The sequence below is a fragment of the Mesobacillus boroniphilus JCM 21738 genome, assembly GCF_000517385.1.
Classification (GTDB): domain Bacteria; phylum Bacillota; class Bacilli; order Bacillales; family Cytobacillaceae; genus Mesobacillus; species Mesobacillus boroniphilus.
Genome location: NZ_BAUW01000034.1, coordinates 24536 through 39016 on the forward strand (window position 1 = coordinate 24536; position 14481 = coordinate 39016).

Genomic DNA, 14481 nt, shown 5'->3' on the forward strand with positions numbered 1-14481 from the left:
GGTTTTATCTAATGGCTCTGAAAAAGGATGAACAAAAAATATCAATACAAAGTATGATTGATGAGAATAAGCAGCGAAAAAGCGGGCATATGTTCATTGAAAAACTAATGCCAATTCTATTACTGCTGACTGCAATAGTTTCGGTTCTTACAACACTCGGAATTGTCTTTACATTAATATTTGAAACATTTATGTTTTTTGATCGGGTCTCCATCGTGGAATTTTTAACCGCGAAATCATGGTACCCATTTTCGCAGGAGGGATCTTATGGCATTATGCCTTTGATCTCTGGAACATTACGTGTATCATTGATTGCGGTTATTGTTGCAGTTCCTATCGGTTTAGCTTCTGCTATTTACTTAAGTGAATATGCTAGTGATAAAACACGAAGACTTATTAAACCGATATTAGAAGTGTTAGCGGGAATTCCTACTATTGTTTATGGTTTTTTTGCTTTAACATTCGTAACACCTATTCTGCGTGAGATTGTTCCCGGTCTGGAAATTTTCAATGCTTTGAGCCCTGGGATTGTAATTGGTATTATGATAACACCGATGATTGCCTCACTGTCTGAAGATGCTATGTCAGCAGTGCCTAACTCAATGAGGGAAGGTGCTTTGGCCCTAGGGGCAACCAAATTCGAAGTGACTATGAAAGTAATACTGCCAGCTGCTTTGTCGGGGATTGTTGCTTCCATAGTTCTCGCTATATCACGGGCAATTGGAGAAACGATGATTGTAGCAGTTGCTGGTGGGTCGACTCCAAACCTTGATTGGAGCGTTACAGGTTCGATTCAAACGATGACAGCATACATAGTCCAAGTAAGTACAGGTGATGCAGGCTATGGTACAACGATTTATTATAGTATTTATGCTGTAGGTATGACTCTGTTCCTCTTTACACTCGTCATGAACATGCTTGCCCAATATATCTCAAGACGTTTTAGGGAGGAATATTAGATGCATTTGATTGATAAATCTTCTGTAATTAAGAAAATGAAGCCTAGGCTATTAGTTAATACTTTATACAAAACACTGTTTTTCGCGGCGACCATGTTTGGATTATTGGTCTTAGCGGTCCTATTATATCGAATACTATCTCAGGGAGCGGGTTATTTAAGTTTTGATTTTCTTCAAAACCTGCCATCACGCAGACCCGAGCAGGCCGGTGTAAAAACGGCGTTAATTGGTACTATCTGGCTTATGCTAGTAGTTGCTCCAATTTCACTCTTGTTTGGTGTCGGTACAGCGATATATTTAGAGGAATACGCAAAGAAAAATAAATTCACTAATTTTATCCTTGTGAATATCTCTAACCTTGCTGGAGTTCCATCTATCGTTTTCGGATTGTTGGGTTTGACAGTCTTTGTACGCGCACTTGCATTAGGAACGAGTGTTTTAGCGGCGGGACTGACAATGAGTCTTCTGGTTCTGCCTGTTATCATCGTCGCTTCCCAAGAAGCAATTCGAACAGTCCCAAAACAACTTAGAGAAGCATCATATGCAATGGGTGCTACTAAATGGCAGACAATTGTAAGGGTGGTAATGCCAGCTGCAATACCTGGTATCCTTACCGGCGGTATCCTTGCATTGTCACGTGCTATCGGGGAAACAGCACCGCTTGTTGTACTTGGTCTTCCATTGTTTCTAGCGTTTTTACCCAGAACAGTTTTCGATACATTTACTGTATTGCCGATGCAAATCTACAACTGGACTAGCAGGCCGCAGGAGGAATTTCATGCACTGGCGGCTGCAGGAATCATCGTATTATTAGTCTTATTGATTTTCATGAATTCAATTGCAGTTCTAATTAGAAATAAATTTTCAAAAAGATATTAAGATAAGATGAACGTTTTAACAGGATGAAGGAGGCTTTTCAATGAGTACTACAATCAGCAAAAAGACGGAAGAAAATCTTACATCAGATCAAATTAGCGACCCAACTGGACAAAACATCGTGTATAGTACAAAACAGTTAAACTTATGGTATGGTGACAACCATGCTTTGAAAAATATAGACCTGGATATTATTGAAAAAGAAGTTACAGCTATAATTGGTCCTTCTGGCTGTGGTAAATCTACATACATTAAAACTCTTAACAGGATGATTGAGCTTGTGCCAGGAGTAAAGACCTCTGGAGAAATCAGATACAAAGGCAGAAACATTCTGGATCAATCATACACAGTTGAAGAACTGCGTACTAAAGTAGGGATGGTATTCCAGAAACCGAATCCATTCCCAAAATCCATCTATGATAATATCGTCTATGGGCCAAAAATCCATGGAATCCGTGATAAGAAAATCTTAGATGAAATCGTAGAAAAAAGCTTAAGAGGAGCCGCCATCTGGGATGAGGTAAAAGACCGAATGAATCAAAACGCATATGGCCTTTCTGGGGGACAGCAGCAACGTATTTGTATTGCTCGCGCCCTAGCAATCGAACCAGATGTAATACTGATGGATGAACCTACCTCTGCTTTAGATCCAATTTCGACATTGAAGGTTGAGGAACTGGTGCAGGAACTTAAAAAAGATTTTAGCATTATTATCGTAACCCATAACATGCAGCAAGCTGCACGTATTTCTGACAAAACTGCATTCTTCCTGAATGGAGAAGTCATTGAGTTTGCTGAAACTGATAAGATTTTCTCAAATCCATCTGACAAGAGAACAGAGGATTATATTACTGGACGTTTCGGTTAATTGATTATTTCAGTGGAAGGATGGATGATGTATGGTAGTTAGAGGTAAGTTTGATGAAGATCTGAAGATATTGCACGAAAAGTTGCTGGAACTCGGGAACTTTGCAGTCAATGCGCTTAACCAATCTCTAGAAGCCCTTGAAAAAAAAGATATTGAACTTGCTTTAAAAATTCTTGAAGATGACGCGAACGCTAACCTTCTTGAAGAGGAAATCAATGATTTTGCTATTCTTTTGATTGCCAAGCAGCAGCCTGTGGCTGTGGATTTAAGAAGGTTAATTGTTGCAATCAAGATTGCGACTGACATTGAAAGAATGGCGGATTTTGCAGTTAACATCGCGAAATCGACGATCAGGATCGGGAAAGAGCCTCTTGTAAAGCCGATTGAGCATATCAAGCAGATGCATCAAATCTCACTTGAAATGTTAAAGTTGTCATTAGAGGCTTATAATGAAGAGGACCTCGCCAAAGCGCGGCGGGTTGCGCAAATGGATGATCAGGTTGATGACCTTTATGGAGAGACAATCAAAGAACTTTTGAGTCTAGCTCAAACGAAGCCTGAGCAGCTGGCGCAAATCACTCAGCTCTCATTTATCAGCCGTTATCTCGAACGCTCAGCAGACCACGTAACAAATATCGCTGAAAACGTCTTTTACCTCGTAAAAGGTAAGAGATATGATCTAAATCAATAAACAATTAAGGAGCAGGGAATCCCTGCTCCTTTTTCCATGATTATTTAAACAGTACAAAGAGAAAGACTCTCCAGTAAAGAGGGTCTTAATTCGTTACCTATTTTTCGTGATGATTTTCGCGATTTGGTGATAATCAAGGCCGCTTTTTAGTTCGTACTTGCCAATCTGTACCTTTGTATGGTAACCCTGATCAATCAGAAATCGCTCAAATTTGGATTCGTCGTCGATGATTCCCTGACTTGCTAGCATTGTCGCGACATCACCGGGTGACATACCACTGGCGATTATGAGGGTGAATTTCTGTTCTTCTTTAACTTCTTCTACTTTTTCAGCAGGAACTTCTTCTTTTGGTTTTTCTTCTTTTACAACTTCTGCTTTTTTCTCGTTAAGCTTGGCAAACTCGCTGCTGCTCAACACCTTATAGCCTTTTTCTTCGAGTATCTTCTTGGCATCTGAAACGTTAACTTTCATCTCTGGTTCTTTTTCAGCAATCACGCTGCTGCCTGCCCAGAGGAAAATCGCTGCAAAAATAAGTCCTAATGCGAATGCTTGCGCTGTTCGTTTATTCATACGATCTGTCCTTTATCAACAAATTCATTAATGATTTCCTGGACTTCCTTGTTTGTTAGTGATGATAGCTTTGCAATTTGGTTTATATCCATGCCTTGCTGGGCAAGGGACCATACCTGGTTTTTTATGATATCGTGGATTTGGATTTTGCCAGAATTGAATGAGGATTGCTTTTCCAGTGGTGTATCATTTACGAGCAATTCTTCCTCCAGTACCTTAAGCTTTTTCTTGATCTGGTATAGATCCTGGATTTGCTGGATTGTCAGCTGGTCGATTTCTTCGCGCAATTCCTTATATGGATCTTTCAAAAAGAAAGAAATTGCGAAAAGAAGCGCGGCCAGGACAAAAAGACTGATGATTATGTAGCCCATCTGTTATTCCTCCCGAGCTGTTAATAGAACACATAGAATTAGTTTACCATTCAGGGTAGGAAAATTCGATTTATATTTTTTTTTGAAAAAAATGATAGTTTTGTCTTATTATGATTTCCAATCGCTGTAAAGACTGTCGAATCCCCGCCATATTTGTAATTCTAAAAGACTATGGAAAAATAATTGAACGTTTCTGCGTAGAGCACCAGCTATCTGCAAATTACGACAATTTGCGTTCATTGTGGCTGGCAGACGAACATGCTAACATAAATTTAACGATTATATTATCAATTTCATTAATATAATGATTAATTTGGGGGTGCATCGTGGGGGAGAGGAATCATTACATTAACAAGCTCCAGGACCATTTAGTTGCGAGAATCCTTACACCTGGCAAGCTATTTGTCTACTGGGAGCTCCAGGATGAAAAGGTGCGGTTCATTTGCGAATATTTTTACATGCCTGAAGAACAGCTCATCAGGACTCTGCGCATATATGAGAATGATTCCAGGGAAGTCCTCCATGAAGTCGTACTTCGTCAAGGAGTGTCAAGCTGGCTGTTCAAGGGGATTAAACCAACATGTAATTACTATGTTGAACTGGGGATTAAACGAAGCACAGAGACATTTTTCCCATTGTTAAAGTCAAATTCTATTATCCGGCATAACGATAAACAGCTAAAATCGTCCAAACCTCTTTCACCTGGGTGGTCCGGAAAGGTAAGCACCTACACATATTATGAAAATCTTGAAGGGAGCATCCTTAAGTGAAAGTTAGCCTGAATCAAAAAGAGAAAAACATCCTGATGCTCTCATGGGAATATCCACCTCATATAGTAGGCGGGCTTGCGAGACATGTGCATGCACTGACAACTGAACTTGCAAACTGTAATCAGGAAATTCATGTTTTAACGAGTAAACCCTTTGATAGTAAAGAATATGAAAAGCAAGGATCTGTCCATATCCACCGGGTAAATCCTATTAATGATATGGATCCTGATTTCCTTTCCTGGATGGCAGGATTGAATCTTGCAGTCATTGAAGAAGCTTTGGGTATTGCAAAACATATCGAATTTGATGCTGTTCACACCCATGACTGGATGACAGGACCAGCAGCAGACTTTATCAGCAGAACATTGGGCATCCCATTAATTGCAACGATTCATGGCACGGAATTCGGCCGTAATAAAGGGATTTTCACCGAGCTTCAGCAATTTATATCCAGGAAAGAGAATGAACTTTGCCATTCAGCAGATGAAATCATTGTATGCAGTGATTTTATGAAAGCTGAGGTCATCTCATTATTTAAAGTCCCCAACAATAAGATTACAGTGATCCCTAATGGAGCTCTATCCGAAAAAGTGGAAGAACATGTTTTCAATATCGAAGAGTTATATCCGTTCATCTCCGGCAAGAAATTGGTTTTCTCAATAGGAAGAATCGTTGCGGAAAAAGGATTTCAAACCTTGATTGAAGCTGCAGACCAACTGAAACATAAAGCTGAGGAACTATGCTTTGTAGTAGCGGGAAATGGGCCATTATTAGAAGGGTATAGGAAAAAGGTTGTGGAGATGGGACTGGATGGGTTCGTCAATTTTATAGGATTCGTTAATGAAGAAATCCGTTCCAGTTTAATGAAAAGAGCAGATGCGGCGGTTTTTGCCAGCAGCTATGAACCATTTGGTCTTGCCGCTGCTGAGGCACTTTCCGCTGGTGTCCCGACAGTCGTCGCGAAAACCGGAGGAATGCAAACATTGATTGAGGATTTTAAAACCGGATTCTATATGCAGCCAGGAAATGAAAAAAGCCTCGTCCACATCATTAATTGGATTCTTGAAAATGAAGCCCGCGCTGAGGGAATCGGCCGAAACGGTATGATTTCAGTTCATGAGAAATTCAGCTGGGAACGAAATGCAGAGGCAACAGATACACTATATATAAGAGCGATTTCAAACTATTGCCATAAGGAGGCTATTAATGAAGACGGATGCTTATCTCAGAATCGGCAATGACAATGAAGAGAACTTTGAATACAGCAGGAAACCAATGATTTTTAGTCCTGGCATATGGCTCAATGGAAAAGTATATTGGCTTGGGAATGTGACTGAGAAACTTTTGCCCCAGGAAGATTTATCGATTAAAATTAAACAGGCAGATGTTCATTCCAGGGTGGAATTTTTCAATCTTTATGTGACGAACCATTCAAAAGTCAGCAAAGAAGCGAAATTAATCTTGATGCAGCGCCATGCTGATAGTGTTAATGAACAATTCAGCTTTGTATCACCCAATGAAGATGTCATCTTTCACTTTGCAGATAAAAGAATCTACCTCGTAAACGGTTGGAATAGCAATGGCAGGATGAAACAGTGTACAGTTCAGCCATTATGGAATGTGAGCACTGAACGACTCTGGAATTGCAGGAAATCAGGGAAGCTTAATTATCAGCAATGGCAAAGGGATCTGCGGCCAGCCTTTTCTCGCTCGATTTGCAATTGGGTCCTCGTGAAACACAAAAAAGCAGCTGCTGGATGATCGAAGGAAATGAAAAAAATATGGTAGTTCATCTGAATGAAATGCTTTTAAAAAACACACTAGCAATTCCCGACAAAAAGTGATATTATAGAAAAGTCGTATGCACGAACCTAGCTAGAATAGTTTGGAGGGAAATTACATGCGTGTAAATATTACATTAGCTTGCACAGAATGCGGAGAGCGCAACTATATTTCTAAAAAAAATAAGCGTAACAACCCAGATCGTCTTGAGCTTAAGAAATACTGCTCAAGAGAAAAGCGCGCAACTTTACATCGTGAAACAAAATAAGCAGCGGGATTTTTCCCAGCTGCTTTTTTGTTTGTCTAAAAATCACATAATTCATTTCTCGCTTGCTGGAAGTAATGGTATTGTTTATACATGGAGAGTTACTGAATGGTGCTAATAAAAAAATAGATATAGTACTCAGGATGTTTGGGGGAAAGACGGATGGATGCAAAAAAAAATCTTAGAAAGTCCATAAAAGCAAAACTATCAGAGCTTAGCCTGCCACAATACGAAGATCAATCATATAAGATTGCACAGCAGTTTTTTCAAACTGACGAATGGATGGAAGCTTCAACAGTCGCGATCACCGTATCGAAAGCTCCAGAAGTTGATACTTTCCAAATTATCAGGAAGGGATGGGAGCAGGGAAAAAGGATGATTGTTCCAAAATGCGAGCCGAAGACACGGAGACTGGACTTCAGGGAACTAAAGCGATTCTCTGAACTTGAATCCGTCTTTTATGGTTTGCTAGAGCCTATAGTTTCAGAAACGAATACTGTGAGCGCTGAAGAGATTGATTTAGTAATCGTTCCTGGACTCGCTTTTAATAAAGACGGATACAGGCTCGGGTTCGGTGGAGGATACTATGACCGTTTTCTGGAAAACTATCATGGAAAAACGATTTCTTTGGCATTTAAAGACCAGATCATTTCTGATATTCCGATTGAAAGTCATGATATCCCGGTTGGAAAAATAATCACCAGCGAAGGAGTCATCGCCATTGGAGATTGACCAGCTCTTGGTAATTGGATTTATTGCATTATTTGCAGCTGCTTCAGGATATTTTCAGCTTTTAAAACCATCGGGAGCTGTGGCTGCTTTTTTGACTGGGATGTCCATATGGGCAGGTTTTGGTTTAAAGGGGCTTTTTTTAATGGGAGTTTTCTTTCTCACTTCCAGCTTCCTGTCCAGGTATAAAAGCAAGATGAAGGAACACCTCGGAGAGTTGCATGAAAAAGGAGCAGCAAGGGATTGGGCCCAGGTAGCAGCAAATGGGGGAACTGCAGCAATTGCAGGTCTTGCACATTTTATTTCTCCGGATCCAGTTTGGATCATTGTACTTGCGATTTCCATTGCCAGTGCCAATGCAGATACCTGGGCGTCAGAACTTGGTGTGCTAAGCAGACAGCAGCCGGTATCGATCAAATCCTTCAAAAGGGTGCCGCGAGGAACCTCTGGAGCAATATCTGGACTTGGAACAGCCGCTTCAGCAGCTGGCTCCTTGTTAATTGCTTTAATCGGCGGTTATCTATTCGGTGAAGGTGTTGGATGGATATTGTCAGTGTTTCTTTTCGGTGTAACCGGGGCGTTGCTGGATACGCTGTTTGGAGCTATATTCAGGGAGGATTTAAATGCGTACGCTGCAATCTTTTTACTGAAAAATTAACCCATTGCAACCTGCCAACCAAACAGGTTTCTGGTTTTACCCGGATCAACAACGACGTCGTAAACTTTATCTCATGTTTGACAGCGGCTATTATGGGAATGGCTTTATATAACACCCTTTAAGTTTAAATCAGATGTACCGTGGTCAACAGGATGGCAGCATTCTAAGAAAACAATAAGAATCGAAATGTAACAAAATGTTTATAATGATAACGTTTCCTTAATTTAAAAGCGATACATTAAATTCGATAAACAACGTACAATCTAATTGAAAAGAAAAAATTCAAGGGGGTATACGCATGAAAAATCATGTAAACCGTGTTGTTTTGGTCGGAACAGGCTTCGTTGGTTCAAGTTATGCATTTGCGATGGTCAATCAGGGTGTAACTGAAGAATTAGTGCTTGTTGATCTCAATAAGGACAAGTCAGAAGGGGACGCTATGGATTTGAATCACGGAATGGCGTTTGCTCCTTCCCAGACGAAAATCTGGTTTGGTTCATATGCAGACTGCAAGGACGCGGATTTGGTGGTGCTTTGTGCTGGTGCCAATCAAAAGCCAGGAGAAACAAGGCTGGATCTTGTAGAGAAAAACTCGAAAATTTTTAAAAGCATTGTAGATGAAATCATGGCCAACGGTTTTGACGGAATTTTCCTTGTCGCGACAAACCCTGTTGATATCCTTACATATGCTGTATGGAAATTCTCTGGATTGCCAAAGGAACGAGTCATTGGTTCGGGGACAATCCTTGATACTGCAAGATTCCGATTCTTGCTTGGAGATTATTTTAAAGTAGATACTCGAAACGTACATGCCTATATTATAGGTGAGCATGGTGATACTGAATTGCCTGTATGGAGCCATGCTGACATAGGTGGAAAGCCCATCGCCAAAATGATGAAAGATCAGGAACATTTTAAACATGATGACCTGGAAGAGATTTTCACGAATGTGCGTGATGCTGCGTATCATATCATCCAGCGTAAAGGAGCCACCTATTATGGAATCGCCATGGGTCTTGTCCGATTAACTAAAGCGATACTCCAAAATGAGAATTCGATCCTTACCGTCTCAGCCCACCTTAGCGGCGCATATGGTCACGACGATATCTATATCGGCGTTCCAGCTATCGTCAACCGCAACGGGATCAGAGAAATCGTCGAGCTCTCCCTGGATGAAGAAGAACAACAGAAATTTGACCATTCTGTAGAAGTATTGAGAAAAGTAATGGAACCTGTCATGAAGGGATAAGAAGAACGGGCTGCTGATCAAATGCAGCCCCTTTTTTGGTATTAAAAATTATAAACTTTGTACACTTTTTTTCTATATAAATATATACATCTTTTGGAATGGATATTTAAAGATGAGTGGATAAAAAATTGGTTTTATTCCCAAAATAAAAAGGGAGGGATTTATATGGGAAGGAAGATAATTTCGATTTTCATGCTTGGTCTTGCAGGCTATTTTGTTTTTGAGAACAGGTACCGTGTCATGAATATGCTTCTTGGCAACAGGTTTTTGCGCCGGGTGGCAGTGGGATCAATCATGGGTCTGCCTGGTATCAGAAGCAAAATGATGGATTCATTATTCTCAGGACCTTCGGAGTTTCAGTAAAAAGACCTTGTCGGGTCTTTTTCTGTTTATAGAGCTCTTGTTATCTTGCTAATGGTTCTTTAGTTTATAATAATTTTATAGAGGAAAAAATAAATACATATTAAATGCTGGACCGTAGCAGGAAAGTAGGGGAGAAGTTGGCTTTTTTGGAAGAGTATTTGTTTTGGAAGGTCACGGAATTCCTGATTGTGAAGAAGGAGTATCGTATCCTACAGCTATCCCAGGGTCAAGGAGAGCTATGGCTGGAAAAAACAGAAAACAAGAATACGCAGCTTGTTCGCCTGCTGCATTATAATCTTGATTGGAGCAACTGGCTGCTCAGGGATCTCGAGATGATTGCGGAGAATGGAGACAGAATCCGCAGAAGACTTGCTAAAGGAGAGTTAAAGATTCTTAACCTTTACTTTAGTGCGTATCCCCCAGTAGACGATTATGAGTTTAGAATCGCGGAACCGACCCTTTCTGAAAATGGCAAGGTAACTATTGAGTCCATTTTAGTGGATCGGGCAAATGCATCAGAAGCCTTAAGGAAAATAGAAAATAGGATTGATGGTAACATCGAGATTGATTTAGCAGACGAATTCTCAGTGGATGATATAGATTCTATAAGGAAAAATACTCTTTCCAGTGCAGTTAGTCGTGCTAAGGAAGAACAGTCGATATTTAATTATGGGAAGCCTTTTTTCACCTATCTATTCATTGCGGTACAGGTGTTGATGTTTCTGGTACTTGAGGCAGCGGGAGGAAGCACGGATACGTCAACGTTGATAAAATTTGGTGCAAAATTCAACCCGCTTATACTTGAGGGGGAATGGTGGCGGTTTTTCACACCGATTATCATCCACATTGGAATGCTCCACCTATTCATGAATACTCTCGCTTTATATTACTTAGGGACGATGGTTGAACGACTTTACGGCAACTTGCGGTTTTTGTTTATTTATATTTTTTCTGGCTTCGCCGGTGTACTGGCCAGCTTCATTTTCAGTCCAAATCTTTCAGCAGGAGCGAGCGGCGCGATCTTTGGATGCTTCGGAGCCTTACTTTATTTTGGTGTCGCCAAACCTAGACTGTTTTGGCGCACATTGGGACTGAATATTCTTATTGTGCTTGGAATCAACCTTGCTTTTGGGTTTACGATTCCTGGAATCGATAATGCTGGACATATAGGAGGCCTTGCCGGAGGATTTGCATCAGCCGGTATTTTCCACCTTCCTAAAAAGAAACGTCCATTGCTTCAAGGGGGATTCCTGGTTGTTTCAGTTGCGGCAGTTCTTTTCTCCTTGCAGTATGGTTTTAGCGGCAAAGCAAATTTAGTAGATGAAAGATCGATATTGGTGCTTGCGCAACAGCATATTAAAGCGGAAGAGTATGAGCAGGCAAATGAGCTGCTTAATGATTATCGCCAGTTGGAGACACTCTCGGCAGAATCATTATTCATGCTTTCATTTACCGAAATCAAGCTGGGTCAGCTTGAGGATGCTAAAAGTAATCTTCTTAAGGTTATTGATATCGCTCCTGACTTCCATGAAGCATATTACAATCTGGCATTGATTTATTTTGATGAAAAGGATCTCACGAAAGCCCAAACTTATGCTGAAAAGGCGGTAGAGTTAAATCCTGGGCAGGATAGCTACCGAAAAACACTGGAGCAGATTAATTATTACCTTGAAGAAGCTGCTTGAGTACGATGCTCTCGCCAGAGTCAGTTTGTATTACCACCAGCAGGTGGCTCTTATCATTAGAAACCAAAATCAAAGGCATGGTACTGTCAACAGGATTAACGACAGTGCCATCGCTTTTTTTTATGCCTAGGTAATAATTCTTATATAATCCCTCCCATAGCTTTCCAACAATATTGGCAGTTTCCTTTTGTGTGAAACCTTTTAAAGGCTGATCTTCGTATTGTCTGATTGTATCGAGAGGTACAGCAATATAATTCGAAGCTTTAAACCCATATGTCTTTTGGGCCTTGTTCAAGCTTTTATTCAGTGTGTTACTTACACTCTTATCCAGGACATTCTTCCATTCCTTCTCTTGCTTGCTTTTAGCGATAGAGAAGGATTGAAGTGGGCTGAAAGGAGAATCAATCACATATAGCATGTCATCAGACATCCTTTGAGCGCTTGTGATTCTGTCGCCGTCACCATGCAGTTCGGAGTAATGAAAAGTGATGGCGTCATACCTTGTGCTTTCCCCATTTGAAAAGAAGTCTTCCTGGTATACATCTGCTGTATCCTGCTCCCATTTAGCCGTTTTACCTTTTAAAAGGCCGTTAACGAACAATAGGCCCATATCCTGTCTTAAGTATGCCTCCCGGTCCAACCTGGATTGCATCTTCCAATCAATCGTATGCTTATCATTTTTTTTATCTTTTTGCAGCGTCAACGAAGTGCTCGCGCTCTTGTACTGCACTGAATCATTCAATGGAAAAAAAGTGATCGTTTCCTCCGAACTGTTCATGTTCTGCAGCTGGATCATCAATGCGGAGACTGCAATGGCTAAAGCGCTAATTCCCAAAAAAATATACTTTTTCATTATGCTCACCCTTTTCAGATTGTCTGGTAGGTCGGTATAACCACTATATGATACTTGTCCGGAACACATGCAATTAAGTATGTATTTACGTTTTTTTGTCTAAGATGGTGAAAGAAGTGGACAGGAAAATATTGGTCAGCTTATTTCATAATCGCTGTTCCTGTATTACATGGTAAGTGCTCTTTCAATTTTAACCTGGTCCAAGACCGCAGTTAGATTTATGATCGCATCAGCAAAGTTTATAAAAGAGCCTTAACGAAAGGTGTTTGGTTAGAATATGGCAGAAAAAACGAAGCATCCCGTACAGGAAAATCTGAAAAAAAATATTGAGTATTTAAGAGAAGAACTAGGAATTGGCAAGAGTTTTGATGTCATCCAGCTGGATGTCGAGTACGCCGGCAGAGAAATGGCTTTGTTTCTTGTAGATGGATTTGTAAAGGACGATATCCTTCTCTATATCATGCAGTTGCTTGCGAAGCTTGAGCCTGGTGCCCTGGATATTGATACACTCAAGAAACTGGTCAAGACATATATCCCTTATGTTGAGGTAGAAACGACTGATGACCTTGATAAGGTAGCGGATATGGTTTTGGCCGGTCCTACAGCGCTTGCGGTAGATGGAGTGGCCGAAATCATCCTGATTGATGCAAGAACCTATCCAGTGCGCGGGCCACAGGAACCGGATACAGAAAGGGTGGTAAGAGGTTCGAGAGATGGTTTCGTGGAAACATTGGTCTTCAATACTGCGCTTACTAGAAGGCGAATCCGCGACCGCACTTTGAGAATGGAGTACATGCAGGTTGGCAGAAGGTCGCAAACAGATGTAGTCGTCAGTTACATAGAAGATATTGCCGATCCCGAGATGGTCAAGAAAGTAAAGGATTCAATCAGTAAAATTGATACTGACGGACTGCCGATGGGAGAGAAAACGATCGAGGAATTTATCTCAGGCCAGCATTGGAACCCATTTCCCACTGTGAGATACACAGAGCGCCCGGATACCGCGGCAACACATTTATATGAAGGGCATGTTTGCATTATCGTTGACGGATCACCAAGTGTCCTTATTACGCCGACAACTTTCTGGCATCATTTGCAGCATGCCGAGGAGTACCGCAATAAGCCGCTTGTCGGCGCTTATCTTAGAATGGTACGCTTCATGGCTGTATGGGCATCCTTGTTCATGCTTCCTTTATGGTATTTATTCGCGGTCAAACCAGAATTGCTTCCGGAGAAGCTGACATTTATCGGTCCGAATGATCCGGGGCAAATCCCGTTATTTCTTCAGTTCTTCCTGATTGAAATAGGAATCGATGTGCTCAGGATGGCCGCCATCCATACGCCAACCTCCCTGGCAACCGCGCTTGGACTTGTCGCCGCCCTGATGATTGGGCAAGTGGCAGTCGAAGTGGGCCTGCTGACGAATGAAGTCATCCTTTACCTTGCGATTGCGGCAATTGGAACTTTTGCAACACCAAGTTATGAAATGAGCCTGGCTAACCGGCTCGTAAGGATATTCCTGTTAGTACTGACTGCAGCATTCCAGCTGTACGGATTCCTAATTGGGGTCGTCTTGTTCATCATCTTGCTTGCAAGAATGAATTCCTTTGGGGTACCGTACCTGTGGCCGTTCATTCCGTTCAACCCGCGGGCCTTCCGTGACGTGCTCGTTCGGTCTCCAATTCCATTAAAGAACAGAAGGCCGCGGATCCTTAAACCGCAGGATCCAGATCGGTAAAAATAAAAAAGCAGCGCTTGCTGCTTTTTTATTGTTTAGGAAACTATAAAATTT

17 protein-coding genes are annotated in these 14481 nt (G+C 41.2%); 14 read left to right on the forward strand and 3 right to left on the reverse strand.

What is annotated here, in order from left to right; translation table 11 throughout:
* The first annotated feature begins 53 nt into the window (after positions 1–53).
* From pstC to phoU, 4 genes are read left to right on the forward strand one after another with little or no spacing between them, the layout of a single operon-like run.
* Complete coding sequence (gene pstC / locus JCM21738_RS11185) at positions 54–959, forward strand: phosphate ABC transporter permease subunit PstC (RefSeq protein ID WP_439645997.1); 906 nt, start codon at positions 54–56, stop codon at positions 957–959.
* The gene (gene pstA / locus JCM21738_RS11190) at positions 960–1838 is read left to right on the forward strand and encodes a phosphate ABC transporter permease PstA (protein ID WP_023627305.1); all 879 of its coding nucleotides are present in this window, start codon (positions 960–962) and stop codon (positions 1836–1838) included.
* A gap of 40 nt (positions 1839–1878) precedes the next feature.
* A complete protein-coding gene (gene pstB / locus JCM21738_RS11195) occupies positions 1879–2703 on the forward strand; it encodes a phosphate ABC transporter ATP-binding protein PstB (protein WP_023627306.1) in 825 nt (274 codons plus the stop codon).
* A 31-nt stretch (positions 2704–2734) separates the two neighbouring features.
* Positions 2735–3394: a phosphate signaling complex protein PhoU gene (phoU, locus tag JCM21738_RS11200; protein ID WP_023627307.1), complete on the forward strand. Its 660-nt coding sequence runs from the start codon at positions 2735–2737 to the stop codon at positions 3392–3394.
* A gap of 93 nt (positions 3395–3487) precedes the next feature.
* Here phoU and JCM21738_RS11205 read toward each other — a convergent pair whose 3' ends face one another.
* Together JCM21738_RS11205 and JCM21738_RS11210 are read right to left on the reverse strand one after the other, a co-directional pair.
* Entirely contained in the window at positions 3488–3964 is a 477-nt protein-coding gene (locus JCM21738_RS11205; protein ID WP_023627308.1) for a hypothetical protein, read from the reverse strand.
* The gene (locus tag JCM21738_RS11210; protein WP_023627309.1) at positions 3961–4335 is read right to left on the reverse strand and encodes a hypothetical protein; all 375 of its coding nucleotides are present in this window, start codon (positions 4333–4335) and stop codon (positions 3961–3963) included. Before JCM21738_RS11210 ends, JCM21738_RS11205 begins: the two co-directional genes overlap by 4 nt.
* A gap of 326 nt (positions 4336–4661) precedes the next feature.
* Between JCM21738_RS11210 and JCM21738_RS11215 the strand changes: the two genes are divergently transcribed.
* The 9 genes from JCM21738_RS11215 (at position 4662) to JCM21738_RS11255 (ending at position 11836) form a co-directional block, all read left to right on the forward strand.
* Complete coding sequence (locus JCM21738_RS11215; RefSeq protein ID WP_023627310.1) at positions 4662–5105, forward strand: DUF4912 domain-containing protein; 444 nt, start codon at positions 4662–4664, stop codon at positions 5103–5105.
* Positions 5102–6346 carry a glycosyltransferase family 4 protein gene (locus JCM21738_RS11220; protein ID WP_023627311.1) on the forward strand — a complete coding sequence of 415 codons (1245 nt, stop codon included), beginning with the start codon at positions 5102–5104 and terminating at the stop codon, positions 6344–6346. The genes JCM21738_RS11215 and JCM21738_RS11220 overlap by 4 nt, the downstream gene beginning before the upstream one ends.
* The gene (locus tag JCM21738_RS11225; RefSeq protein ID WP_052019650.1) at positions 6312–6866 is read left to right on the forward strand and encodes a hypothetical protein; all 555 of its coding nucleotides are present in this window, start codon (positions 6312–6314) and stop codon (positions 6864–6866) included. The genes JCM21738_RS11220 and JCM21738_RS11225 overlap by 35 nt, the downstream gene beginning before the upstream one ends.
* A 139-nt stretch (positions 6867–7005) precedes the next feature.
* Positions 7006–7155, forward strand: a complete 150-nt coding sequence (gene rpmG / locus JCM21738_RS11230; RefSeq protein WP_023627313.1) for a 50S ribosomal protein L33 — start codon at positions 7006–7008, stop codon at positions 7153–7155.
* Between the two features lie 159 nt (positions 7156–7314).
* Positions 7315–7884 carry a 5-formyltetrahydrofolate cyclo-ligase gene (locus tag JCM21738_RS11235; protein ID WP_023627314.1) on the forward strand — a complete coding sequence of 190 codons (570 nt, stop codon included), beginning with the start codon at positions 7315–7317 and terminating at the stop codon, positions 7882–7884.
* Positions 7874–8539, forward strand: coding sequence for a DUF92 domain-containing protein (locus JCM21738_RS11240; protein WP_052019652.1), 666 nt, complete (start codon positions 7874–7876; stop codon positions 8537–8539). Before JCM21738_RS11235 ends, JCM21738_RS11240 begins: the two co-directional genes overlap by 11 nt.
* Before the next feature lie 298 nt (positions 8540–8837).
* Complete coding sequence (locus JCM21738_RS11245) at positions 8838–9788, forward strand: L-lactate dehydrogenase (RefSeq protein ID WP_023627316.1); 951 nt, start codon at positions 8838–8840, stop codon at positions 9786–9788.
* A 165-nt stretch (positions 9789–9953) separates the two neighbouring features.
* Positions 9954–10151 carry a protein YqgO gene (gene yqgO / locus JCM21738_RS11250; protein ID WP_023627317.1) on the forward strand — a complete coding sequence of 66 codons (198 nt, stop codon included), beginning with the start codon at positions 9954–9956 and terminating at the stop codon, positions 10149–10151.
* Between the two features lie 137 nt (positions 10152–10288).
* Positions 10289–11836 (forward strand): rhomboid family intramembrane serine protease, encoded by a 1548-nt coding sequence (locus JCM21738_RS11255; protein WP_023627318.1) that lies wholly within the window; start codon positions 10289–10291, stop codon positions 11834–11836.
* On the opposite strand, the gene JCM21738_RS11260 is transcribed toward JCM21738_RS11255, so the two are convergent.
* Positions 11808–12689, reverse strand: coding sequence for a hypothetical protein (locus JCM21738_RS11260; RefSeq protein WP_023627319.1), 882 nt, complete (start codon positions 12687–12689; stop codon positions 11808–11810). The genes JCM21738_RS11255 and JCM21738_RS11260 overlap by 29 nt on opposite strands.
* A 277-nt stretch (positions 12690–12966) precedes the next feature.
* On the opposite strand from JCM21738_RS11260, the gene JCM21738_RS11265 reads away from it, so the two are divergent.
* Positions 12967–14427 (forward strand): spore germination protein, encoded by a 1461-nt coding sequence (locus tag JCM21738_RS11265; RefSeq protein ID WP_023627320.1) that lies wholly within the window; start codon positions 12967–12969, stop codon positions 14425–14427.
* The last annotated feature ends 54 nt before the right edge of the window (positions 14428–14481 follow it).

Excerpts from the sequence above, each read along its gene's own strand:
- pstC (WP_439645997.1), top strand. The coding sequence starts at position 54 with ATGATTGATGAGAATAAGCAGCGAAAAAGCGGGCATATGTTCATTGAA.
- pstA (WP_023627305.1), top strand. The coding sequence starts at position 960 with ATGCATTTGATTGATAAATCTTCTGTAATTAAGAAAATGAAGCCTAGG.
- pstB (WP_023627306.1), top strand. The coding sequence starts at position 1,879 with ATGAGTACTACAATCAGCAAAAAGACGGAAGAAAATCTTACATCAGAT.
- phoU (WP_023627307.1), top strand. The coding sequence starts at position 2,735 with ATGGTAGTTAGAGGTAAGTTTGATGAAGATCTGAAGATATTGCACGAA.
- JCM21738_RS11205 (WP_023627308.1), bottom strand. The coding sequence starts at position 3,964 with ATGAATAAACGAACAGCGCAAGCATTCGCATTAGGACTTATTTTTGCA.
- JCM21738_RS11210 (WP_023627309.1), bottom strand. The coding sequence starts at position 4,335 with ATGGGCTACATAATCATCAGTCTTTTTGTCCTGGCCGCGCTTCTTTTC.
- JCM21738_RS11225 (WP_052019650.1), top strand. The coding sequence starts at position 6,312 with ATGAAGACGGATGCTTATCTCAGAATCGGCAATGACAATGAAGAGAAC.
- rpmG (WP_023627313.1), top strand. The coding sequence starts at position 7,006 with ATGCGTGTAAATATTACATTAGCTTGCACAGAATGCGGAGAGCGCAAC.
- JCM21738_RS11235 (WP_023627314.1), top strand. The coding sequence starts at position 7,315 with ATGGATGCAAAAAAAAATCTTAGAAAGTCCATAAAAGCAAAACTATCA.
- JCM21738_RS11245 (WP_023627316.1), top strand. The coding sequence starts at position 8,838 with ATGAAAAATCATGTAAACCGTGTTGTTTTGGTCGGAACAGGCTTCGTT.
- yqgO (WP_023627317.1), top strand. The coding sequence starts at position 9,954 with ATGGGAAGGAAGATAATTTCGATTTTCATGCTTGGTCTTGCAGGCTAT.
- JCM21738_RS11260 (WP_023627319.1), bottom strand. The coding sequence starts at position 12,689 with ATGAAAAAGTATATTTTTTTGGGAATTAGCGCTTTAGCCATTGCAGTC.
- JCM21738_RS11265 (WP_023627320.1), top strand. The coding sequence starts at position 12,967 with ATGGCAGAAAAAACGAAGCATCCCGTACAGGAAAATCTGAAAAAAAAT.